Here is a 23,631-nt window from a genome sequence, read left to right as displayed (position 1 = left end):
GAGCTCTCCTTAAATGGAGCGCCTCACGCGCGCCCAGTCATTTCGCAGCGTCAGACGTCCGCAGAGTCTCCGGAACCAGCTCCGTGCTCAGGGACTTGCCGCCGCTTGTCAGGTAGTAGGTGGGGATATTGGGATGCTGCTCCTCCACCAGAATCAGCGTCCGAAAATCAAAGCTCTGCACCTCGGCACGCGACTCCATATGGTTGCTCACGATTGCTCCGCACAGCGCATTCACAAACGCCTGCGGCCCAACAGTGTGGTTCCTGTACTCCTCTGGATCTTTCGCTCCCGCCGGAACCGGAAGGTTCTCCGGCAGAAGCTTGGTCTCCATGTTGAACCGCACGTGCGCCGCGTTCTCAGCCCGCTCCTTCGCATGCGCCTGGCCCCGACCCGGGCCCTTGCTGTAGTACTCCACGTAAAAACTCACAAACCGGAAGAGCTGCGCCGCGTATGTCGGAACATACGGGCTGATCAACCCCTCCTTCTTCGCAAACGCCGCCGCAACCGGCGACAGCGAAAGGTCGTTCTTCTGGTCTGGCCCAAAGTAGAGCTTGTCGCAGACGAAAGTCTTCTGCGCGTCCGCGCTCGAGATGTCGCGCAGATACACGCGGTTCTCCATTGTGTACGGGGCGCCATCGGCTCTGCGACACGAGCGCGGACTCAGAAACTGGTCATGCCATATCAAGGAGACGCCATCCTTCGTCACGCCCGTGTCCGTCTCGAGCGTCGTCGCCAGATGGTCCAACCCCGCCTCGAACGACGGCAGCGTATTCTCCGGCCGCAACCCGCGCCCTCCGCGATGCGCCGAGACATCGAAGCTCTCCAGCGCCTTCTTTTGCGCTTCAGTCGCCGCCGCGCGCTCTTCGGTAAGAACCTGCTGCAGAATATCCGGCCGGTCCGAGATGATTCCGTCCACTCCCATGCGAATGAGCTGCCGCATCTTCTCCGGCTCGTTCGTCGTCCACGGAACGACCTTGAAGCCCGTCGCCTGCAGCTCCTTCAACGGGACCTCGCCGTTCAGCACTGTCGTGTCCTGCGGAGAGAGCACTGGCTGTAGCGCGCCGTGCGCCTTCGCATGGTCTCCCGCCTTGGTCATCAGTTGCAGGTACGGATTCGTCTCTTGCGCCAGCATCGTCGTCGCCGTCAAACCAGCGCAGAAGACTGCGCCGCATAGAATTCGTATGGCCATGAAACCACAGAATCCTACACGAACGTTATGTAAGCGTTAACGGAAATCAGATTTGTGACGGCCCGGCCTACTTCTTACCCGCCGGAACCGCCTTGCCAGACCTCTTGCCAGCGCGCTTGTTAGACCGCTTCAGCCATCCCACCAACTGCTTCCAGTCGGCCTCCGTCTGGTCCGCATACACCTCGCCGAACCGCACCACACCCTCGTCAAACCGCGGTGCCTTGCCCAGGTAGCCAGCCAGTTGCTGGCAGTCGCCCGACCGCGCATGGCCGCGTGCCAGCAACTCGCCACACACCTCGGCGTACTCCATCAGGCTCGTCGCTCTCAAGTCCTCCACCTGAATCGATGCCTTGTGATCATTCAACTGCCGCACCAGGTAGTCCCGCCCATCGAGCGTTGTCCAGCCCAGAAACGGGTCTGACTGCACCTGCATCGCGCGCTCTCCTTCCACCACGCGACGCCCCTGATGACTCGACTCTTTCCATGCGCCATGCAGCTTGCCCACATACGGCGCATACGCCGAAGATACCTCTTGCTTGATCTGTAGAAAGAGCGGATCGTTCGCCCCGTTGCCCTGCAAGTACACGCAATAGTCGCGCAATCCCACCGAGCCCGTGCCCACGACCTTGAATGAGACATCCACTGGCCTATACTGTGCCAGCAGCCGCCGCCGCTCCGGCTGCAGGTTCACTTCGTAAGACTTCAGTGCGGCGAGCACCTTGTCGGCCATCGCGCCCGTCAACCGCGTCAGTACAGGCGGCGATGTCTTGAAGACCCTGTCCTGCGTCGTCGTCTTCGCTGCAGCCTTAGCCGATTCTTTCTCCGCAGCGGAGTTCTTCGTCACCGTCTTCAATTCTTTTGCAGCCTGCTTCTTCTTTCCCGCAACAGCAGCGTTCTCCTGACCCCGCACCTCTGTCAGCGACATCAGCGTATGCATCGGAATCGCGCGCTCCGCCAGCCGCAGAATCCCCTCCAGGGTCGCGATATCCCTCAACCGGTGCACCTGGTAGCGCGCCATCTCAATCACCGGCAATTGCGCGAACTCCAGCATGCTCATCCGGTACCGCTCGGCAAATACCATCGCCGCGTCGCGGCAGTGCACATTCTTCGACCCCGCCTCACGGCCGGCGAGAACCAGGCTTGCCGCCATCCGCTTCACGTCCCACTCAAAGGGCCCTGCGATCGTCTCATCGAAGTCGTTGATGTCGAAAACCAGCCTTCCATCCTGCGCCGCGTACGCCCCCAGGTTGCGCACATGCGCGTCGCCGCAAAGCTGGCACACGATCCCCGTGTTGCCCACCAGCGACAGGTCATACGCCATCACCGGAACCGCGCCGCGAAAGTACCCGAACGGCGAGGCGGCCATGCGCTCATACTTCAGCGCCACCAGCGATGGCACCCTCTCGCGCATCGAGGCCTCCATCAGCTTCAGAGGACTCTCCTTACGCTTCTTCCCATCCCAGCCGCCGTGTTCCAGGCGTCGAATCTGCTTGCGCCGCTTCTGCCCCAGAGCGCGACGCTCCTGGGGCTCGGGAGACATGCTCATAACTCGTTCCTCTCCAGCAAAAATCAGCAGTTCAAGCCTACGCCTCTCAAAACACTTTTCTTAGACAAAAAGAAGAGGCGCCTCAAGCGCCTCCGGAGAGCATTTCATTATGCAGAAGCAGAATAGATCTCCTCCGATCCCATGTCATGGCCCAAAGGTCGGGCCATCCATTCCATCTTTTGGTGGAGATCCCTCACTCAAACCTCCACCGCGCACCCCGCCATCAGAAGTGATGCGACAAAGTCACGATCACGGTGTAGTCGGCAAAGAACGCATCGCCGTTCGGGGTGTTGTTCTCAATCTCCGGCACGCTCGGCGGTCTGTTCCTGTACAGCGCCCACGGCCCGTTCACTGAGAGCGTCGTCTGCCGCACATTCAGCATCAGCCCCGGGTCGAGCGAGATGATCGTCCCCGGCCTGCGAAATCCATCGCTCGCGCCCAGCAGATCGCGAACGGGAACTCCTTCGCCGCGAACCCCCAGGCTCAGCGCCAGCCCGCGCACCCTCGGAACTCCCTGCGACACCCCCAGCCTGTACAGATACTGGTCCGTCACCGACATCACGCCCTGCCCCGGCTGCTTACGGAACGTCGGCACCCCATTTGTATCCCGCGGATTGAACAGATACTGCCCTTGTCCGTAGAGGTCCGCCCTGCGCCACAGGTTCTTGTAGCCCTGCGTCCCCAGCACGAAGCCCCAGCCCCCGTCGCCCGGCTGCATCGACTGGTCGGCCGTCGCCTTCACGGTCTGTCCCTTGTACAGCGCCGAACCTGTCGCATCATCGATGCCCGTAGGAATCTTTACCGATGCACTCACCGCGATGTTGCCGCCGTTCTCCGCCGGCGCCCGGAAGATCCATCGCTGCGCTCCCAGCGTGAGATCGCCAATCCCGCTCACCTGGTAGATCCCGCTCGGCGAGTAGAGCTGGTTGCGCGTGCCGTCAAAGACCGGAACATCCGCGATGAGGGTCCACTGCTTGTTGAGCTGGTACTCCAAGCCGATGTCGAAGATGTTCTGGTGGTTCCTTACCGCCGTCGGCCGCGGGACCTCCTGGTCGCCGATGAAGTACTTGTTCGAGTTGAAGACGCGGTACCCGATGTCGACCGTCAGGTTATGAATCGACCATCCCTGCCGCGACCCGCCGTCATACAGCTTCACCAGCTCATTCATCGAGCGCTGGTTCGAGTGCGCCGCGACGCAGCCCTGCGCCAGCGCTCGTCCACTCATCCATCCCACCATAGCGATCGCAATCAGCCACGCCGTGCGTTTCTTCATCGCTGCCTCCAGAGTTGAAACCTGCACCCTCATCTGCTGCTGTGAAGCAGAGCTGAGCGAATCTGTTTTTGTGTGCGTCACAACCCTAGACGGTTGACCATCATGCCGTCTTCCACCAAAAGGTGGGGTCCCATCTCCACCTCACCCACGTCAAGCCGTACCGTTGTCGTACGGAATGCGCAGCCCGCCTAGCCCACCCGGCAGATCAGGCACTTCAGATAGTTCGTCTCCGGCAGCGTTAGCACATCCGGATGGTCCGGAGCCGCGCCCCGCACCTCCATCACCTGCACCCTCTTGCCTGCATCCGAAGCAGCAGCCGCCACCACTCCGCGAAACTCCTCCGGAGAGACATGGTGCGAGCACGAGCACGTCACCAGCGTCCCGCCCTCCCGCAGCATCTTCATCGCGCGCAGGTTCAGCTCCTTGTACCCGCGCAGCGCTCCCTCCACGGCCCGCTTCGACTTCGCAAACGCGGGGGGATCGAGCACGATCGTATCGAACCGCTGCCCTGTCGCGTCGTACTCCCGCAGCAGCTCAAACGCGTCGGCCTCAATCCAGTCGACCTCTGCCACCATTCCCGCATTAAGCGTCAGATTGCTATCTGCCACTTCCAGTGCCGCGCGGCTCGCGTCCACCCCCGTCACCCGCTTGCAACGCTGCGCCAGATGCAGCGCAAACCCGCCCTGATACGTGCACACGTCGAGCGCCACGCCTTTTGCATACCTGGCTGCGGCCGCATAGTTCAGCCTCTGATCGAGAAACGCTCCCGTCTTCTGCCCGGCCCCGGCGTCATAGTTGAACCTGACCCCATTGATCGTGAATACCGTCGTCGTCTTCGCCACTCCGCTCGAATACAGCGGCTTGTCCGATGGGGCCGCCAGCTCTTCGAGTTCCCGAATCCTTGGGTCCGGCCGCTCCCACATCGTCGCCTCAGGGAACCGTTCCTTCACGACCTCCACCAGCACGCGCCGGACGTCTTCCTGCGCCGTCCCCTGCGTCAGCAGTTGCAGAATCACAAGGTCGTTGTACCGGTCCGCCACAATCCCCGGCAGCCCATCCGCTTCGGAGAAGATCAACCGGCAGGCATCTCCCTCTGCGACCAGGTCCTCCCGCAGCCGCAGAGCCGCGCCTGCCCGTTCTCTGAGTGACGCCAGATACTCCCCGCGCCCCACCGGCGCCGCACCCGACACCATCCTCACCGCAATCTGCGACGCCGCGCTATACAGTCCGCTTCCCAGCGGAATCCCGCGGCCATCCAGCACAGACACCAACGACCCGCCGGCGATCTCCACCGCTCCCACCGCAGGCACCAGCGTCTCCACATCCGACCGGTACACCCACAGGTGCCCCGCCCGGAGACGATCCGCTGCCCGCCGCGCTATCACGGCCGCCGGCCCATGCGCCGCGCCCTCAGCCACACGCGGCTCAGAGGCCCGCGCTCTCTCCATATTTCGTCGAACCATACCTTTCGTATGGTCGCACAATCACACCGCAACCCACCGGAGGAGCAATCCGACGGACGCCTAGGGACGCTGGCCCAGCGCCGTGTTCTGCACCGCAAGCGACAGCGGCGTCACCGCCGGAGCCGCCACGCCAACGATCTGCGTCACCATCCCTGTCCCCGCGGTAGTCGACCCCAGGTTTGCCACCCACACGCTCCCCGAGCGATCGATCCCCAGCCGGACAGGATTCTGCAGCGCCGCGCTGCCAAATCCCGAGCTCCCCGACTGCGCCTTGCCCGTGCTCAGAAACTCCGAGACGCTGCTGCTCCCCGAGTTCACGAGCCACACATCTCCCAGCCCATCCAGCCCCAGGTCGATCGGCGAGTTCATCCCGCCGCCAAAGTACGGGCTTCCCGCGACCGCCGCGCCGTCGCTCGTCAGCCGGCTCAGGCTGCTGCCCACGCGGTTGGCTACCCACACGCCGCCCGCCGAGTCCACAGTCAGCGCAAACGGCCCGCTCAGTCCACCCGTCATATAAGGCGAGCCCGGAATCCCCCCGCCTGAGTTGCTCATCACGTCAATGGAGCTCCCCGCACTGTTTGCCGTCCACACGTTGCCCAAAGTGTCGAGCGCCAGCGCCGCCGGCGGTCCCGACGCGCCCGTGGGGTAGCCCGCCGCCGGAGACAGCACCGCGCCATTCGCGCTCAGCTTGCTCACCGTCGACGTATTGTTCGCGATCCACACGTTGCCCGAGCCGTCGAAGGCCAGCGCCCCCGGCCCCTGAATCCCGCCGCCCGTGAAGGGGTTCGACGACACGCGACTGCCGCTGCCGTTCAGCTCCGTCACACTCGAGCCGATCGTGTTCGTCAGCCACGGGTCGTCAAACGGATCCAGCGCCATCCGCGCGAAGACCGACCCCGACTGCGGAAAGGTCCCCGAGATGCCGTTCACGTTCAGCACACTCACGCTCGAAGAGCTGGCCGTGTTCGTCAGCACCCACGCGTTGCCCTGCGAGTCGATCGCCAGGTCGCTCGGCGTCTGCAGGGCAGGCGAGTTGTAGTTGATCGAGAGCGTCCAGTCCGGCGGCGCGGACGTCAGAGCCGGCTGGTACGGAGCCGTCGGGGTATACACGCTATAGATCGAGCTCACATTGTGGCCCGGGTTCTTCGCAATATCCAGCGCCGCGGCGATCGTGTCCGTCGGGGTCGCGCCGCCCGAAGGCGTCGCCGCGGTAAATAACTTCCCGCAAGCCGCCGTCGATGCCGTGCTGCCATTTGAGTTGATGCACGAGGCCAGAATCGCACTCAGTGTGTTGATCTCCGTCACCGGAACCGTCGCAATCGAAGGAGCCGTACCCGGAGCCGTGCCTGTATTTACGCTCACCATGCTTTGAGCCGTGGCAAACGCGTTCAGCAGCCCTTGCACATTACCCGCACTCGTGCCCACGTGCGCATAGTCCAGCATGAAGGGAGCCAGCGACCACACCGCCGACACCGTCGTCAGCTCGCTCACTACAAAGTAGCTCGTCGGCGTCAGATCGCCGCACTGCCCGATTAACGCCATCATCGCCAGCACCGGGTTATTCGTGCCCGTCGAAAGCCCCGGGTTCCCTCCCGTCACCACCAGGTACACCGGAGTCGAGGCCGAGGGACACGTATACGCCCCCGTAAACGAGAAGTTGCCATTCGCGTCCGTGGTCACCGTGCGGTTGAACAGCGGCGTCGAGGCCGAGCCATATCCAGTCGTTCCCGGAGAGTAGAGCTGAAGGTTGGCATTCGCCACCGGCTGTCCGCCGCCGTGCACCACTCCCTGCAGCGCCGCGCCCGTCACGGGAAGCGAACCACGCGAAGAAGCTGCTCCACAACCCGCCAGCCCGGCGCAGACAATCGCCGTCGCGGCAACAAGAAATCCCGTGGAAGACCATGATTTGAAAGAGTGCATGGGGGGAGGCTCTCCTTTAGAAGGTGGTTCTGACCAGAAGGAGAACACGCCCCCACCTGGGGTCCAATGACCCATAAGTTGCATACTATAGATAAAGCAATCGCTGATGCCCTGCCCCCACACAAGCCCCTCGGAGAACGCGTGCAAACCTGCGATGTAGTAGTCCTGGGAGCAGGCGCCGCCGGTCTCATGTGCGCCATCGAGGCCGGACGCCGCGGCCGTCGCGTCCTCGTCCTCGACCACGCCGACCGCATCGGCAAGAAGATCCTCATCTCCGGCGGAGGCCGCTGCAACTTCACCAACATCAACGCCCGGGCGGAGAACTTCCTCTCCGCCAACCCCCACTTCGCCAAGTCCGCGCTCGCCCGCTACACCCCGGCGGATATCCTCGCGCTCATCGAAAAACACGGCATCCCCTGGCACGAGAAAACCCTCGGCCAGCTCTTCTGCGACCGCTCCGCCCAGGACGTCATCACCATGCTCGAGCGCGAGTGCGCCGCCGCAAACGTCGAGATCCGCCCTGGTACGCGCATCCTCTCCGTCTCCCGCGACACCGGGTTCCTCATCGAAACACTCGCCGGCCCCATCCGCACCTCGGCCGTCGTCGTCGCCACCGGAGGGCTGTCGATCCCAAAGATGGGAGCCACCAGCTTCGGCTACGATCTCGCCCGCCAGTTCGGCCTCCGCATCGTCGAGTGCCGCCCGGCCCTCGTCCCCTTCGTCTTCAATCCGGAAGACTGCAGCCGCTGGTGCGACCTCACCGGCCTCTCCACCGAGGTCATCGCCTCCGCCCAAACAATCGCGGCCACCATCACCGCGCGCGGCCTTCACCCCAGCTTCCGCGAGAAGATGCTCTTCACCCACCGCGGCCTCAGCGGCCCCGCGATCCTGCAGATCTCCTCCTACTGGAAGCCCGGCGAACCTATCACGCTCGACCTAGCCCCCAACTCCGACGCCAGCCCTGAAGTCTTCGCCCCACTCCTAACCACCAACGCCCGCCGCGATCCCGCGACCGCGCTGCAGGCCCTTCGTGCCGCGCTCCCCGCGCGCCTCGCCGAGCGCTGGCTCACTCTTAACCCTCCTGCGCGCTGGACGAACACCGCCCTCGCCGACTCAGAGCGCGACCTTCATGAATGGCAGATCACCCCCGCCGGAACCGAGGGCTACGCCAAGGCCGAGGTCACCGCCGGAGGCATCGACACCAACGAACTCGACTCGAGCACCATGCAGAGCAAAAGAGTCCCCGGCCTCTACTTCATCGGCGAGGTCGTCGACGTAACCGGCTGGCTCGGCGGCTACAACTTCCAATGGGCTTGGGCCTCAGGAGCCGCCGCCGGCCGCGCCATCTAGCTTTTGCCCTTCGCTTTTGCATTTGCCTCTCGCCTTTTGGTTGTCATCCCTGAGCGAAGCCGAACGGGGATCCGCTTTTCGTCCTTGCTGTTGCGCGGTAACTGTAAATATTGTGAGACTTCCATCAGAACTACCCTAATCAAAATCATTTTGACGATTTTGACCGTTTCACGCGCATAATGATGCAGCGGAGACGACCTATGAAGTTGCGTTTTGTGCAGGTTCTGGCTCTTTCCTTAGCCTTTGCGAATTCCGGATGCCCCTCCACTCTTCGGGCGCAGGAGGCGTCAGTCGCTCCGGATACCGAAACGGATCGTTGCGTGAGATGGATGAAGGCAACGGTATCTGGCGAAACAACAAGTATCCTCAACCCCGCCGACTTCTGTTCAGGTGTTAAAAAGGGGAACGTAGGCGGCTGGTATTCAATACGGAAATGCGGCGACCCAACAGCTCAGCTCACGAATACAGCTCCCAGGTATTGTTCGTCGTCTGGTCAAATCACTGGGGATGAAGCTTGGGCGGCCGGATTCAGCTCCTCGTCGATCGATGGTCGCGAACTTCTAGACGAAGTCCCCAATACCACGAGGGACCCGCAGCATACCGCAGTTGTGTTTTACAGCAGAACAGCAGTATGGATGGAAGGCCTCAGGGTGCCCGCAGGAATGTACGAACTTATGCCATCCAAGTCGCCCGAAGGGTGGAACCTTGCCGTTGCCAGGCAGGAGGAAGCACCGAGCGGTACCAGGCATCCGCTGGGAAGCGTCAGTTTGAAGGGGACAGCGTCTAATGACCGTACAGGGAAGTACCTCGTGATCTCAACCAAACCTTGGTCCGAGAGGTGCCCCGGTCCGTCCCCGGATACCCACATTCGCGAATTACATTTCATGTACGGGAGCACTGATCTTTTCGTGTGCATCCGCCCGGACCAGGCGCGCCTGAGTCAACAAGCGTATACGATGCAGAGCCACCCCCCTACGAGGTAGAACTATTCGACAAAGAACAATGAGTCGCCAAAAGATGTGGGATTCGCGTGATGTTCGGGGCGACTCACAGAAATCCAAACGCCTACTGCACCACCAAAGTTAGATTCACCGTGCGTACCAACCCCGCACTAGCCCCCGAGACCACAATCCCATAACTCCCCGAAGGCGTAGCCGAAGACCCACCTGGCCCTCCCGGACTTCCCGACCCCGGAATCAACCTCCCCGACCCGCACCCCGCAGCAGCCATCACCACACACAGTAGCAACGCCGCCAGCCGCTTCCGTCGCAAGGCCAGCAGCCCAACCGGCATCATCAACGCGAACCAGAGCGCCTTTCTCACGGTCGCGGAGGAAGACGTCGTCGTCACCCCTGTCTGCACTGTTACCGAAACCGTCGTCTGTGCCCCAAGCGTCGCCGTCCCCGGCGTCACCGTGCACATCGCATTCGCCGGAGCCCCCGAACAGCTCAACGTCACTATGCCGCTCACGTTCCCGCCCGAGCTCAGCACCAGCGGAAACACCGCGCTCTGCCCGCTCGTCACCGTAACCGACGCCGCACCGTTCGCCCCCAGCGTAAAGTCCACGCCCGCCCCGCTCAGCTGCAGCGACTGCGGCGAAGCCGGGGCATTATCCGTCACCACCAGGCTCCCGGCCCGCGCCCCGCCCGCCGTCGGGGTAAACACGACCTGCACGGTACAAGCCGCGTTCGGCGCCAGCGTCGAGCCGCAGCTATTTCCACCTGCCGCAATCGCAAAGTCCCCCGTCACGCTCACGCCGCTGATCGACAGCGGCAACCCGCCATTGTTCGTCAGCGTCACCGTCTGGGCCGCCGAGCTTAGCCCTACGCCCGTCGCCGCAAAGCTCAGCCCCGACGCTGGCGCCAGCGACACGCCCGGCGGAGCCACCCCCACGCCGCTCAGCGCCACCGTCTGGGTCCGGTACTCATCCGACACCGTCAGTACGCCGTTCTCCTGTCCCACATTCCTCGGGTTGAAGACCACATTCATTTCGCAGCTCGCATGCGCATTCAGCGAGTTTCCGCAGCCGTTCACCACGCTGAAGTCCCCGCTCGTCGAGGCCGCGATCAGCGTCAGTGCCACATCTCCCGTGTTCGACAGCGTCACCTGCTGGGCCGCAGACGCCATGCCAAGCTGCTGCGCTGCAAAGGTGAGCGCCCCGGGCGCAAGTCCATCCGTCGCAGGCAGCGTCCCCGTCCCGCTCAGCGCCGCCGTCTGGGTCCCCGCGTCATCGGTCACCGTCAGCGTTCCCTGCCGCGCTCCCGAAGCCGTCGGCTTGAAGACTACCGCCACCGTGCATCCCGTCTGCGCCGCCAGCGTCTCCCCGCACGTATTCGCCGCAATCGCAAAATCCCCACTCACCTCCGGAGTCCGCAGTTCGACCGCGCTCCCGCCGGTGTTCGAGACCGTCACATTCATCGCATTGCTTGCCGCCCCCACCGTCGTCGCAGGAAAGCTCACCATCACCGGACTCAGCACCACCGCGCCCGCAGCCGTTGCCGTTCCGCTCAGCGCCGCCGTCGCCTGCCCGCCCGCAACGTTCCCATACACCGTCAGCACGCCCGCGCGGCTCCCCGTCGCCGTCGGCAGAAACCTCACCTCCACCGTGCAGCTCCCGCCCACTGCAATCGACGTGCCTGCGCAGTTATCCGTCTCGCTGAAGTCCCCCGTGACCGCCACCCGGCTCACCAGCAGCGGCGCGTTTCCGGAATTTGTAACCGTCACAGTCTGCGCCGCGCTCGCGGTCCCCACCGCCTGACTCGCAAAGCTCAGCGACCCCGGACTCACTGTCATCCCCGGCTGCGCCGCCGTCGCCGCCGTCAGCAGTGGAATCTCCCAGATTCCGCGCCCATACGTCCCCGCCCGCAGCTCGCCCGCACGCCCATCCCCCGTGGCCATCCCCTGCGCCGCCGCGAGTTCCACTACCGGAGCATTCGGCAGCCCCGTCCCATAAACGCTCCAGCAGTTCGCCATCGAACAACTTATAACTTGTGTAGTTACATAAACCCCAGTGTCCATCGCCACGTACACCGTATTGGCATCATTCGGGTCCACGACCACGCTGTTTGCCGGAGCATTCGGCAGATTGCTCGTGATATTCGTCCAGTGCGCCCCCGCATCCGCCGAGCGGTAGACTTTGGGCGCATTAACCCCGTTCCCCGAAAACCCCATGACCGTCGCATATACCGTCCCGCCCGTCGCATCGTGTCCATCCACCGCAATCGACGACACATCAAACCCACCCGGATTGAACACTCCCTGGTCCGCCGCATCGTTGCTCACCGGCGAGGCCGCCAGGTCCGTCCACGCCGTCGCGCTGCCCGCCGTTCCCGCGTTCTTCGTCCCAAACAGATGCCCGCCTGCGCTCCCACCGCCATCCAGCGCCCCGGCCATCCCTGCGTAGATTACCTGCGACCCCGCATTCTGCGGCGCCGTCGCCCCGCTCACCGCGCCTCCGGCCGTCAGCGACCGCAGCACCGGATTCCCCGTCCCGCACGCCGTCCCTCGAGTCCCGCCCAGCAGCCTGCTGATCGCGTTCGACCCCGACCACAGCACCCCGCTCCCCGCCGGCCCGCGCCAAACCCTGCACGTCCCTACAATCACATCCGAGTCCAGCGCCGGATCGAGCATCCACGGAGCATCAATCGCCGATGCGTCCTCATCCACCTGCGCCGCCCCAATGGTCGGAGCCCCCGCAAAGTCAGCCGCCCCGCACCCGCTCCCGTTCGAGCACTGCCGGATGCTCACTCCCGCCGCCGTCGAAACATACCACTGCGACGGCGCACTTGGGTCGATCGCCACCAGCCCGCCCTCGCCCGCCGAGACCTGCGGCCACGCCCCTCTCGCCGCCGCAGAACCCGTCGCCGCAGTACCAATCGCGCCCAGCCCCACCAGCAACGTCCCCGGACTCACCGGGTCCTGTGCAAAGCTCACCACCTGCGCCAGCGACCCCAGACCGCCGTTCAGATTGTCAAAGTGACTCGCGTCCGTAGCCGAGCACGGCGTCCCCGACTCGTTCACTCCATCGACCGACCGCCAAAGCCCGCCATCGTTCCCCACAAATACCAGCGGCTGCCCCGCCGTCGCCATCGTGGCAATCGCATGCTGCGCCGGAGCCACCTTCGCCGGAGCCGCACACCCGTTCAGCGCATTCGTCGTATTCCGCAACACGCATCCCGCCGCCAGCGAGCAGCGATAAAGGTCCACCGTCCCCGCATACAGCAGCGTATCCTGCGCTCCTCCCGACCCTACTCGCACCGCCGCCAGTCCAAGATCATAGTCGCCCTGCAGAATCGCCGTGCTCCCACCGCCTGCCTCCAGCGCCGCCGAGTTCAGCCGCTTCCCGAACGCCACATTCCCGGTACACCCCGACCCCGTCGAAGCACACACGTCCTGCCAGAGCCCCTGATCTAGATTCCCGCCATCCACCGTCAGGGCGAACATGTCTCCTGTCACCGGCTCGACCGCCAGCGCCCCGCGAAAGATCGGGCACCCCGGGCTACCCGCCAGCTCCGGATTCGACGGACACGCCGCCATTGTCAGCCCCGTCCCCGGCTGCTGCGTCAGCCGCGTCCACGTCACACCATCGACCGACTCGTAGTACCCGTGGTACCTCACCGCCGCATAGAACCTCTGCCGCACCGGATTCCACGCCACCGCCGTTGCCGCATTGCCTCCATGGTTCCCGCCCGTCGGGAGTGGAGTCTGCACTGTCGCGCTGCCATCCACGAGCACGCCCATCTGCCACGTCGCGCCGGAGTCCGTCGAGTAGTACAGCCCCATCACGCTGTCCGTCCCGTTCACCGCATTCACCAGCACGCCTTCAGCCGCCTGCGACACCGCCGCCACCACCGTCCCCGGTGATGCGGTGCTCCAGGCAAATCCCGCAAGGCCCAGCCCCACGAAGCTGTAGCTGCTCGCCCCGCCCGCCGCATTCCGTATCAGCGTCCACGTCACGCCGCCATCGACCGAGCGCAGCAGGCCGCTGCCATAAAACGAGTCCGTCGCATCGTTTGGATCGCCCGTCCCCGCGAGCATCACGCCGTTAGCCACGCTCAGGGCGCCGATGCTCAGCGAAGGAATCGCCGCCGTCCCCGCATTCGCGCTGAAGACCGGCAGCGTATCGGTCAGCGGAGAAAACGTCACACTCCCCGCAGGCCCCGCCGCATTGGTCGACTTCCACACTCCCCCGCCCGTCGTCCCTACATACACCGTGTTCCCCGAGGCATCCGCCGGATCGATCGCAACCGAGGTCACCCTCCCAGTCACATTGCCGTAATTGAGGCTCGCCACCTGCCCCGGCCCCACCGCCTGCCACGCCGCACCCAACCCCGTAAGCCGAGGCTGAAGCCTCTGCTGACTCAGCAGCATCGCATGCTGCGCCCGCGCCTCCATCAGCGCCTGCGCGCCCGGCGCCGCATTCGCCATCGTGCGCCCGCGGAGAAACCGTTGCGCCCGCTGAGCCGGAGCCGCAGTTCTCACCGCTGCCTGACCTTCAACCCCCGTCCCCATCTGCGGCGACTGCCCCCACGCAGACGCAGCCAACCCGCAAACCATCAGCGCAACCAGCCGCGCCAATGCGGCGCAGCAACGGCGAGATTCTATTGGAAGGGAAGAGTTCGGGCCCATTGAAGACACGTGTGCGGCTCTGCTGATGTCTGCCTCGATGCTCAAGGCTCAATCCGCTTGCGTCAACATCGAATGCAGATTAAAAACCATACCCGCCCCAGAAGCGATAAGAGGTCTCTCATCTTTCCGCATATCAGTGAACAGGGCTTCAGATAGCTCTGAGCCGTCAGTTCCCCAACAGGCGGGGGACTCACAGCCCCGCAGCCAACACCTCCCTGACTTGCTGACTCCCGACTCGCTGACAATGCTAGGCTGGCAATGATGACTTCACCGCCTCACCGCAGGTACTGGATGGCCATCGGCCCGGCCACTCTTCTGCTGCCCTTTCTCGCGGCCTGCGCCAGCCCCGGACCGCCGCGGCCGCCATCGCTGAACCTCGCCAGGACCGTCACCGACCTCGCCGCCGAGCGCGTCGGCGACGAGGTGAATCTCCGCTGGACGACGCCCTCGAACACCACCGACGGCCTCGGCGTCAAAGGCCCGCTGACCGCGCAGATCTGCCGGGAGACGGCTCCCACGCGGCCACACCCCATCTGCACTCCCGTGACGCGGCTGCACGTCAAGCCCGGCCCTTCGCAGGCAACCGACGCGCTGCCCGCAGCCCTGACCTCCGACCCAGAAACGCTGATCGCCTACCAGGTGCAGATCTTCAACGCGAACGACCGCGCCGCCGGCCCGTCGCACCCGGCCTACGCCGCAGCCGGAGCCGCGCCGGCGCCGGTCGAAGGCCTCCGCGCGGAGCCCTCGCGCGAGGGAGCCACCATCGAGTGGCAGCCTCAGCCAGCCTCCGCCTCATGGGTCGAGCTTGAGCGCACGCTGCCGCCTGCCTTCAGCAAGACCGGAACACCAGCGAAGCCCGCAGCCCCGAAGTCTCCGCTGCGGCTAAGCCCCGACGAGCCCGCCAGCCTCCGCCTCCAGACCCCGAAGGACGTCTCCGACCGCGGCGGAACGCTCGACCGCACCGCGCGCAAGACCGAGACCTACAGCTACCGCGCCCAGCGGGTCCGTTCCGTCACATTCGAAGGCCACACCGTTGAGCTGCGCAGCGCCCCCTCCGGCGCTGTCACCGTCCGCATCGCCGACACCTTCCCGCCGCAGCAGCCCGCGGGACTAGCCGCCGTACCCGGCGAAGCCGCCGGATCGATCGACCTTTCCTGGCAGCCGCTCCCCGACACCGACCTCGCCGGATACCTCGTCTACCGCCGCGCCGCCGCCGGATGGCAGAAGCTCACGGCTAGCCCCGTGGTCGGCCCGGCGTTCACCGACAGCACCGCAACCGGCGGCCAGGCCTACACCTACCGCGTGACCGCCATCGACACAACCGGAAACGAGAGCCAGCCCAGCCACGAGGTCGAAGAGACCGCGAACCAGGAATGAAGCAGGAACCTCCCGCACTGCACACCAAGGAGCAAGATGAAGTACTGCCGATATCTCTCGACTGAAGGAGCGGACCGTATCCCGCGCTATGCCCTTGTGGAAGCTCGCGAAGGCATTGTCTGGGCCGTCCGCCCAATGGAGCCTCCGCCGGAAGACCTTGCTGCCCGTCTCGCGCCTCCTCCCGGAGAGTTCCATCCAACGCCGCTCGCCGGCCTCGAGCTTCTCGCGCCGGTGACGCCCTCGAAGATCCTCTGCATCGGCCGCAACTACCGCGAGCACGCCGCCGAACTCGGCAACGAGGTCCCCAAAGAACCGCTGCTCTTCCTCAAGCCTCCATCGTCGCTGCTCGCCTCCAACGGCATCATCCGCATGCCCGCACTCTCCAAACGCGTCGACTACGAGGGCGAGCTGGCCATCGTCATCGGCCGCCGCTGCTCGAAGCTCGGTCACGGCGAGGACGTCCGCCCCTACATCCGCGGCTACACCATCGCCAACGACGTCACCGCGCGCGACCTCCAGAAGAGCGATGGTCAGTGGACCCGCGGCAAGGGCTTCGATACCTTCTGCCCCGTAGGCCCCATTGTCGCTATGCAGGGTCCGGACGAGATCGACCCCATCGGGCCAGAGGAGACAGGCGGCACACCCGTCACCGTCACCACACGGCTCAACGGCGAGGTCAAACAGCACGGCTCGACGGCCGACCTGATCTTCTCCATCCCGTTCCTGCTGCGCTACATCTCCACCGCCATTACACTGGAGCCAGGCGATATCATTCCGACAGGCACACCCGCCGGAGTCGGCCCCGTCCAGCCCGGCGACGTCGTCGAAGTCGAGATCGACGGCCTCGGAGTCCTTAGAAACACATTCACAGCAGAGTAATCCTCCAGCGAGGAGCTATTGCAACGCAACCCGGCAGAGCTTGCTAAAATCAAATCAAAGCAGCGAAGGAGCACACAATGGCATCGTTACTCGAACAGCTTCGTGGCATGACCACCGTTGTCTCTGATACCGGCGACATCAATTCTATCCACCAATACAGGCCGCAGGATTCGACCACGAATCCTTCACTCATTGCAGCCGCTGCTGCGATGCCACAGTATCAATCGATCGTCGATGACGTCCTCAAGCAGGCACGTGAGTCATCCGGCCCGAAGGCGTCGGACAAGGAAGTTGCTGCGGCAGCCTTCAAATCGCTTGCCGTGGCCTTCGGTCTGAAAATCCTCGAGATCATCCCGGGCCGCGTCTCCACGGAGGTCGACGCCCGCCTCTCGTACGACACGGAGAAGTCGATCGCGACCGCCCGCGACATCATCGCGCAATACGAGAAGGCGGGAATCTCGCGCAACCGCATCCTTATCAAACTCGCCTCCACGTGGGAGGGCATCCGCGCCGCCGAGATCCTCGAGAAGGAAGGCATCCACTGCAACATGACGCTGCTCTTCGGCCTGCACCAGGCCGTCGCCGCCGCCGAGGCCGGCGTCACCCTCATCTCGCCCTTCGTCGGCCGCATCCTCGACTGGTACAAGAAAGACACCGGCAAGGACTACCACGGCGCCGACGACCCAGGCGTCCAGTCGGTCACGAAGATCTATAACTACTACAAGCACTTCGGCTACAAGACCGTCGTGATGGGCGCGAGCTTCCGCAACACCGGCGAGATCATCGAGCTGGCCGGCTGCGACCTGCTCACCATCGCACCCAAGCTGCTCGGCGAACTCCAGTCGACCGAGGGAACGCTCGAGCGCATGCTTGACGCCGAGAAGGCGAAGAGCATGAATATCGACAAGATTCCGATGGACAAAGCCACCTTCGACAAGATGCACGCCGCCGACCGCATGGCGAGCGACAAGCTGAAGGAAGGCATCGAAGGCTTCTCGAAGGCGCTCGAAGACCTGGAGGTCTCGCTTGTGAAGCGGCTCTCCGAGATCGGCGAACCGGCTACTGCTCGCTAACCTTCCACAATCTTCAAGACAAAAGACCGCGCTTAGGCGCGATCTTTTTGCTGACAGCATGGGATTTATCCGCGTCCGGCTGCTCCGCGTTCTTTCCTCCTGTGCGATTCACCTGAATCGAAAGTCAGCTTTGTTGAATGCGAGCATCCGCAGACACTCAGGCCTCTTTTGCCGATGCGTTGAATGTCGCGGCATTCTTACTGACGAACTCCCGCACGCTCAGCGGCCCTTGCCCCGTTAGCGTGAGCACGTCGTCCGACATCCGGTCGTAACGTCCCGCGCGGTGCAGATCGGCCATCGTCGCGAGGTGGTTCACCAGGTGAACCGGCAAGCCGAGTTTGAGCAGCGCGTCGCGCCACGGCTCGACGGGAATGTCCTGAAAGGTGATGGTGCGGCCAAGAGCCTTCGAATACTCCTGTGCATAGAAATGCATGTTCTCGGACTGCGGGCCGGTCAGGTGATAGGTCTTGCCGATGTGCGGCTGCGGATTGACGAGAAGGGCGGCGAGTACACGTGAGACGTCTTCCACCGAGACCGGCGAAGTCTTGCCGTCGCCGAACGGGAGTTTGATCTGATTTGATTGTTTGACTGACTCCGGAGTGAGAATCAGGAAGAAGCCGTCGAGAAGCACTGTGGGCCGCACGTGTACGACGGGGAGACCGGACCAGTTCAGCGCCTGCTCGGCGAGCCAGTGCTGCTTGTGCTGCGGGCTCGGGGTGGTTTCGGTAATGCTCATCTGCGCGAGCGTCATCTGCGACATATTGATGAACGCCTTCACGCCGTGATGCTTCGCCACCGCCGCCGCATTGACGGTTGCCTCCAGGTAGGTATCCGAAACCGACATGCCGAAATACATCGTCTCGACGCCGGCAATCGCCTTGTGCATCGAATCGAGGTCTAGCAGATTGCCGACCACGACCTCCGCGCCCATGTCACGCAACGCCTGCGCGCGTTCGTCTTCCTTTCGCACCATCGCACGCACCGCTTTGCCTTGCTTCAACAACTGTTCGGTGACCGTGCGCCCTACCGCGCCAACGCGACCCGCCGCGCCGGTGACCAGAATGGGATTTGCCATGTTTCTTCCTCCTATGCGTTTACCTCAATCGAAAGACAGATTTGTTCCATGCGAGCGTCCACCAGCAGGAATAGATGCGGTTGTGATAACTACACGCTTTGTAGCAGGGGTGTGGAGTGCGGTGGGCCCGAGATCCTTAGTGCACCCGAAAAAGCAGAGTACTTCTGCCCTCTCGCAAAGGGTTCGTCATGGCGAATTATAGGCGTCCGGCTGCTCCGCCAAACGGCGTTCCCGTGAAGCCCCCATCGACGAACAGTTCGACGGCCTGCACATAGGAGGAATCATCCGAGGCCAGAAAGAGCACGGCCTTCGCGATCTCCTCGGCCTCGCCCATTCGGCCGAGCGGAATGAGCTTCGAGAGTTGCTGTTCGAGTCCGTTCAGCTGTTCCTGCGTGCGGCCATTGCGGCCCCAAATGGGAGTCTTGGTCGCTCCGGGAGCCACAACGTTGACCCGGATGCTTCGCGGAGAAAGATCGGCCGCGAGCGACCGGGCCAGCGCGCGAAGACCAGCCTTCGAAGCCGCGTAGGCCGCATAAGCGGGCTGACCCAGCGTTCCGATGACCGAGCCGTTGAGGATGATCGACGCGCCTTCATTGAGATAAGGCAGCGAGTCCTGCACGGTGAAGAAAACCGAAGTGAGGTTCGTGCTGATGATCTGTTCGAAAAGCTCTTCGGTGGTGGTGCCCGCCGGAGTATTGCCGCCAATACCGGCATTGGCGAAGACAACATCCAGCCTGCCGAACTGGTCGGCGATCTGCTTGAAGACCTGCTTGCGGGCGGCGGAGTCAGTCACATCCGCGCGAAAGCCATGTGCGTTCGCACCAAGCAGCTTGACCGCCTCGTCCAACGTCTCCTGGTTGCGGCCAGTAATGAAGACCTCTGCCCCCTCTTCGACGAACAGCTTGGCCGTCGCGAATCCGATACCGCTATTGCCCCCGGTGATAAATGCCTTTTTGCCTTGAAGTCTCATTGCGTCTTTTCTCTCCTGAGGATTACTTGGAAATCTTGCAGCCAGGGTTTTGATGTAAGCAGGTAGTTTCAAGATGCAACTAGTCTTGATAAAATGACTCCATGAGGTTGCTATGAAGCACAAGTCGAATGAAACCAGCTTTTGCCCGGTGGCCCGGTCGCTGGATGTCATCGGCGAGTGGTGGTCGCTGCTGATTGTCCGCGACGCCATGAGCGGAGTGAAGCGTTTCTCCGACTTCCAGCGCAGGCTCGGCATGGCGAAGAACATCCTGAGCGCGCGGCTGAAGCGGCTGGTCGAAGCCGACGTGCTTCAGGTCGTCCCAGCCTCGGACGGCAGCGCCTATCAGGAGTACAAACTCACCGAAAAAGGGAGAGCGCTATTGCCGACGCTCGTTGCGTTGGGCCAGTGGGGAGCGCAGTTCATGTTCTGCCCCGGCGAGACGCACAGCAGGCTCGTGGATGCAAAGAATCACAAACCGCTCGCGAAGCTTGAGGTACGAAGTGCAAGCGGCGAGTCACTCGGCGTAGACGATATCGATCTTGTCATCGATACGCCGACTAACCCGACGTAAAATCTGTCACGATTCCGTCAGCGAATCACTCCAGAAAAAGATGCGCCGGAGGATGCCCCCGGCGCATTTGTTCCTAATTAGAAGGACTTTGGTTCTACTCGGCCGACGAGTTCCAGCGCAATCCAAATATGACACTGGGATGGTAGTACTCGCGCTGGATGGGATATTGCTTGCTTCCCTGGTAGAAACCGAAGACCTCGTTGCTGAGGTTCAGCCCGGATACGACGAGCTGAAGTGCCTTCACCAAACGATAGCTGCCTTGTACGTCGTACTGGGTGTGTGCGTAGAGGTAGACATCGCCTCCGGGGCCCTTCAACCCGATAACCGGATCTTTGATGGCGGTCGCATCGCCGGAGTAGTTGTAGGCATAGATGTTTGCGTCGTTATGGCTGAGGCCAAAGCGCCCTGAGAAGCGCGCTTTGTCGTAGGTCATGCCGACGTTGTACGTGTTGGGCGCCTGGCGTTGGAGGGACGGGTGATCGGGTCTGCCGCCGCCGAAGCCGGTGGGGAAGTTGACCTGTGAACTGGTGTAGCTGTAGTTAGCCGAAACCCCGAGGCCATTGAACAACCCCGGCAGACGAGACAGCCGTTGCTCCACCGCCGCCTCGAAGCCAAGAATATGGCCGTTCGGGCCGTTGATCGCCTGGTTTACGCGGTAACCATTGAACGGGGAGGTGGGATCACTGATCACGAAGGCAGTGGGGTAAATCGGGTTGGAAAGGTCCTTGTAGAAGAACCCCGCCTGCACCTGTCCGAGAGACTTCGAGAAATGCTCCACCAGGACGTCGTAGTTGTTCGCGCTGGTCGGCTGCAACCCCGGATTGCCTCGTACCAGGCTGGGAGGGGTCGTATTCGGGTCAACCTGCTGCGACGGCACAATGTCGGAAAAGTTGGGCCGCGAGATGCCTCGCCCGTACGTCGCACGCAGTGTGGTGTTGTTGTCAACCCGGTACTGCATCTGGACACTTGGCAGGATGTTGATGTAGCCCGAACTTCCAGTGATCGGAACCGTGGAATCATACGCCCCATTGTTCAGCAGTACCTGGTTCGCATTGTAGGTAGTGTCCGTGGCTTCGATGCGGAGTCCGGCCTGGAACCTGAACCTGCCGATTCCAATGGTGTTCATCGCATAACCTGCGTACACGCGTTCGTTCGCTGCGTAGACGGCAGGATCTGACTGGATACGGCTAGCGTCCACGTCCACCGGCCCCAACGCTCCGGGCGTCTGGTTTAGTTGCCTGACGATCTTGTTGTAGTCCGTGAGATGTCCGAACTTATAGGAGTTGTCGTAATAGTTCGGTGCTGTCTGTACGCTCAGCAAGTTGCTCAGCGGAATAGGGGACGGCGATTTGTAGATCTGATCGTTCTGGAACTGCGTCTTGTGCGCGTTCCGTATCTTGATGCCTAACTCCAGCGTGCCGTAGTGCGATGCAACGTTGTAGCTACGCGCAGCCGAAAGCGCGCCTTGGAAGTTGAGTTGTGTGCTGTGGTAGTGGGGAATAAGGGTCTTGCCGACGGTGTACTGCGTTGGATCGTAGATGGACGTTCCTGCCAACGACATCCCGTTGGGCGCATTGAACTGTGGCCGGCGTGGATTGCTGAAGTCGCCCTGGAAGTCCACGTTCGGACCGTTGAAGTTGGTCGTCGGAAAATCCTGCCCTCCGATATTGTGCGATCGTGAGCCTGCGAATTCATAGGTGATCAGTGTTGCTCCTCCGATCTCCTGATGGAGTCCCGTCAGCACGCTGAAGATCTGCTGGTCCGGCCGCCGGATATAGTGCCGGAACGCCATATTGCCGGCAGAGCATTGTGGCAGAGAGGGGTTCGCGGCGTTGTAGGCGTCGCATTCCGCTGAAGTGTAAAAGTTCGCTTTGGAGCCGCTAACGGAGTGGACCATGTTAATGGTCGCGCCAGTGGCGTCGGTAAAGCTGCTTCCCGTCGGAGAATAAACCCATGTGTCTCCGTAGTCATGGAAGTCCGAGTACAACCCCTTCACATAGGCGTTCACCTTGTCGTTGAAGTTGTAGTCCATGCCGCCGGCAAAGCCGTAACGAGTGCGGTAGTACTTGTAAGTGCGAAGGTCCGCTGTCGCGAAATAAGCTACATTGTTTCCGTTATCATCCGTACCCGCTACCGGCAAAGGCTCCAGGTCGTCGATGCCGCGTCCATTGAAGTCATAGGTCGTGCCCAGCAGGAATCCAAACTTCTTCTTCGCGCCATACCTCCTTCCGTACGTCGCGTCGAAGGAATTGAGCCAGCGACCATCCTGGATCGGCGTATAGCCGCCCTGTGCTCCGATCGTAAACGTGGGCCGGTCACCCGCAGACTTGGTCACCAGATTCACCGAACCGCCGATGGCATCGCCATCCTGGTTCGCTGACAGCGTCTTATTTACCTCGATGCGATCCACGAGACTGGACGGGATGACGTCGAGTTTGATGTTGCGGACATTGCCTTCGGGAGAGGGAACGTTGACGCCATCGATGGTGGTGTTGCTAAGGCGCGGCTCGGTTCCACGGATCTGAACGTACTTGCCTTCGCCCTCATCGCGTTCCAGCGTCACGCTTGGAAGACGGCCAACCGCGTCAGCGATGTTCGTGTTGGGGAGACTGGTGATGACCTGAGCGGGAAGGACCTGCACAATGTTTTCTGCGGTTCTCTGGATGTTAATTGCTTCGGCTTGACCATGTAAGCGCTCGCCGGAGACAAGAACCTCATCGGTCTGCGAACCAACCTTCAGCGCGGAGTCTACTTTCGTCACCTGTCCGCTAGAGACCGTTACGGCAGTAGTAAGCGACCTGAACCCGATATAGGAAACTGAGAGGGTGTACTCACCCGGAGCCACGTCGGTGATTTTGAATTGACCCTGGGTATCTGATACAACCTTCTTTCCCAATGGCAAGAGTTCGACGAGGGCACCCGGCAGTACGGCTTGACTCGTGTCCGTAATGGTGCCGGCAACAGCGCCCTTCCCAGTCTGTCCGCTTGCTCCTGTGATGCACAGCAAGCTAAGAATGAAAAGCATGCACACGGCACTGGCAATATGTTTTGCAGGAACTCTGAAAGACATGGTGACTCCACGACTTCTTGAATGATTGAAGGGGTTGATCTCGGAGACGTCGTGCTCGGTGTCTTGCATGCTTCCATGACTGATCGAGAAGCAGCAGAGGACTTTCCCAACGCTAGGCACTGTACTTTGCACTAGAGTTAATATCCGGTGACAAGCGCATAAAGCCCTCTTAAGCTTGATTTAAGCTTCGATTCCGCTGGAGCGTCTTTGCGTGGGGATCTTGAGCTGATTGATGCGTCGGCCGGGC

Annotated in this window: 14 protein-coding genes; 5 read left to right on the top strand and 9 right to left on the bottom strand. The window is 62.5% G+C overall.

The annotated features are described in order from the left end of the window. Nucleotides 1-37: 37 nt before the first annotated feature. From OHL16_RS11210 to OHL16_RS11190, 5 genes are all read right to left on the bottom strand, one after another. A complete protein-coding gene (locus OHL16_RS11210) occupies nucleotides 38-1,189 on the bottom strand; it encodes a glycerophosphodiester phosphodiesterase family protein (protein ID WP_263367210.1) in 1,152 nt (383 codons plus the stop codon). Nucleotides 1,190-1,256: 67 nt separating this feature from the next. Next, nucleotides 1,257-2,735, bottom strand: a complete 1,479-nt coding sequence (locus tag OHL16_RS11205) for a DUF2252 domain-containing protein (RefSeq protein WP_263367209.1) — start codon at nucleotides 2,733-2,735, stop codon at nucleotides 1,257-1,259. Nucleotides 2,736-2,958: 223 nt separating this feature from the next. Further along, a complete protein-coding gene (locus OHL16_RS11200; protein ID WP_263367208.1) occupies nucleotides 2,959-4,008 on the bottom strand; it encodes a hypothetical protein in 1,050 nt (349 codons plus the stop codon). A 188-nt stretch (nucleotides 4,009-4,196) separates the two neighbouring features. Further along, on the bottom strand, nucleotides 4,197-5,471 hold the full coding sequence (locus OHL16_RS11195; RefSeq protein ID WP_263367207.1) for a class I SAM-dependent rRNA methyltransferase: 1,275 nt from the start codon (nucleotides 5,469-5,471) through the stop codon (nucleotides 4,197-4,199). A 60-nt stretch (nucleotides 5,472-5,531) separates the two neighbouring features. Beyond that, complete coding sequence (locus tag OHL16_RS11190; RefSeq protein WP_263367206.1) at nucleotides 5,532-7,391, bottom strand: hypothetical protein; 1,860 nt, start codon at nucleotides 7,389-7,391, stop codon at nucleotides 5,532-5,534. A 141-nt stretch (nucleotides 7,392-7,532) separates the two neighbouring features. Between OHL16_RS11190 and OHL16_RS11185 the strand changes: the two genes are divergently transcribed. Continuing rightward, a complete protein-coding gene (locus OHL16_RS11185; RefSeq protein WP_263367205.1) occupies nucleotides 7,533-8,741 on the top strand; it encodes a BaiN/RdsA family NAD(P)/FAD-dependent oxidoreductase in 1,209 nt (402 codons plus the stop codon). A 1,065-nt stretch (nucleotides 8,742-9,806) separates the two neighbouring features. Here OHL16_RS11185 and OHL16_RS11180 read toward each other — a convergent pair. Then, nucleotides 9,807-14,318, bottom strand: coding sequence for a choice-of-anchor D domain-containing protein (locus OHL16_RS11180; protein WP_263367204.1), 4,512 nt, complete (start codon nucleotides 14,316-14,318; stop codon nucleotides 9,807-9,809). A 342-nt stretch (nucleotides 14,319-14,660) separates the two neighbouring features. Here OHL16_RS11180 and OHL16_RS11175 point away from each other — a divergent pair, with 342 nt between their 5' ends. The 3 genes from OHL16_RS11175 (at nucleotide 14,661) to OHL16_RS11165 (ending at nucleotide 17,698) form a co-directional block, all read left to right on the top strand. After that, nucleotides 14,661-15,746 (top strand): fibronectin type III domain-containing protein, encoded by a 1,086-nt coding sequence (locus OHL16_RS11175; protein ID WP_263367203.1) that lies wholly within the window; start codon nucleotides 14,661-14,663, stop codon nucleotides 15,744-15,746. A gap of 36 nt (nucleotides 15,747-15,782) precedes the next feature. Next, nucleotides 15,783-16,625: a fumarylacetoacetate hydrolase family protein gene (locus OHL16_RS11170; protein WP_263367202.1), complete on the top strand. Its 843-nt coding sequence runs from the start codon at nucleotides 15,783-15,785 to the stop codon at nucleotides 16,623-16,625. A 77-nt stretch (nucleotides 16,626-16,702) separates the two neighbouring features. After that, the gene (locus OHL16_RS11165) at nucleotides 16,703-17,698 is read left to right on the top strand and encodes a transaldolase (protein ID WP_263367201.1); all 996 of its coding nucleotides are present in this window, start codon (nucleotides 16,703-16,705) and stop codon (nucleotides 17,696-17,698) included. 157 nt (nucleotides 17,699-17,855) lie between these two features. Here OHL16_RS11165 and OHL16_RS11160 read toward each other — a convergent pair whose 3' ends face one another. Both OHL16_RS11160 and OHL16_RS11155 read right to left on the bottom strand, forming a co-directional pair. Further along, complete coding sequence (locus OHL16_RS11160; protein WP_263367200.1) at nucleotides 17,856-18,773, bottom strand: NmrA family NAD(P)-binding protein; 918 nt, start codon at nucleotides 18,771-18,773, stop codon at nucleotides 17,856-17,858. A gap of 196 nt (nucleotides 18,774-18,969) precedes the next feature. Beyond that, entirely contained in the window at nucleotides 18,970-19,743 is a 774-nt protein-coding gene (locus OHL16_RS11155; RefSeq protein ID WP_263367199.1) for an SDR family oxidoreductase, read from the bottom strand. Between the two features lie 112 nt (nucleotides 19,744-19,855). Here OHL16_RS11155 and OHL16_RS11150 point away from each other — a divergent pair, with 112 nt between their 5' ends. Next, nucleotides 19,856-20,314 carry a winged helix-turn-helix transcriptional regulator gene (locus OHL16_RS11150; RefSeq protein ID WP_263367198.1) on the top strand — a complete coding sequence of 153 codons (459 nt, stop codon included), beginning with the start codon at nucleotides 19,856-19,858 and terminating at the stop codon, nucleotides 20,312-20,314. A 94-nt stretch (nucleotides 20,315-20,408) separates the two neighbouring features. Here OHL16_RS11150 and OHL16_RS11145 read toward each other — a convergent pair whose 3' ends face one another. After that, entirely contained in the window at nucleotides 20,409-23,339 is a 2,931-nt protein-coding gene (locus OHL16_RS11145; RefSeq protein ID WP_263367197.1) for a TonB-dependent receptor, read from the bottom strand. Between the last annotated feature and the right edge of the window lie 292 nt (nucleotides 23,340-23,631).

Origin of the sequence: Edaphobacter bradus (assembly GCF_025685645.1) — a bacterium.
GTDB lineage: Bacteria > Acidobacteriota > Terriglobia > Terriglobales > Acidobacteriaceae > Edaphobacter > Edaphobacter bradus.
This window is presented reverse-complemented; position numbering and strand designations above follow the sequence as displayed.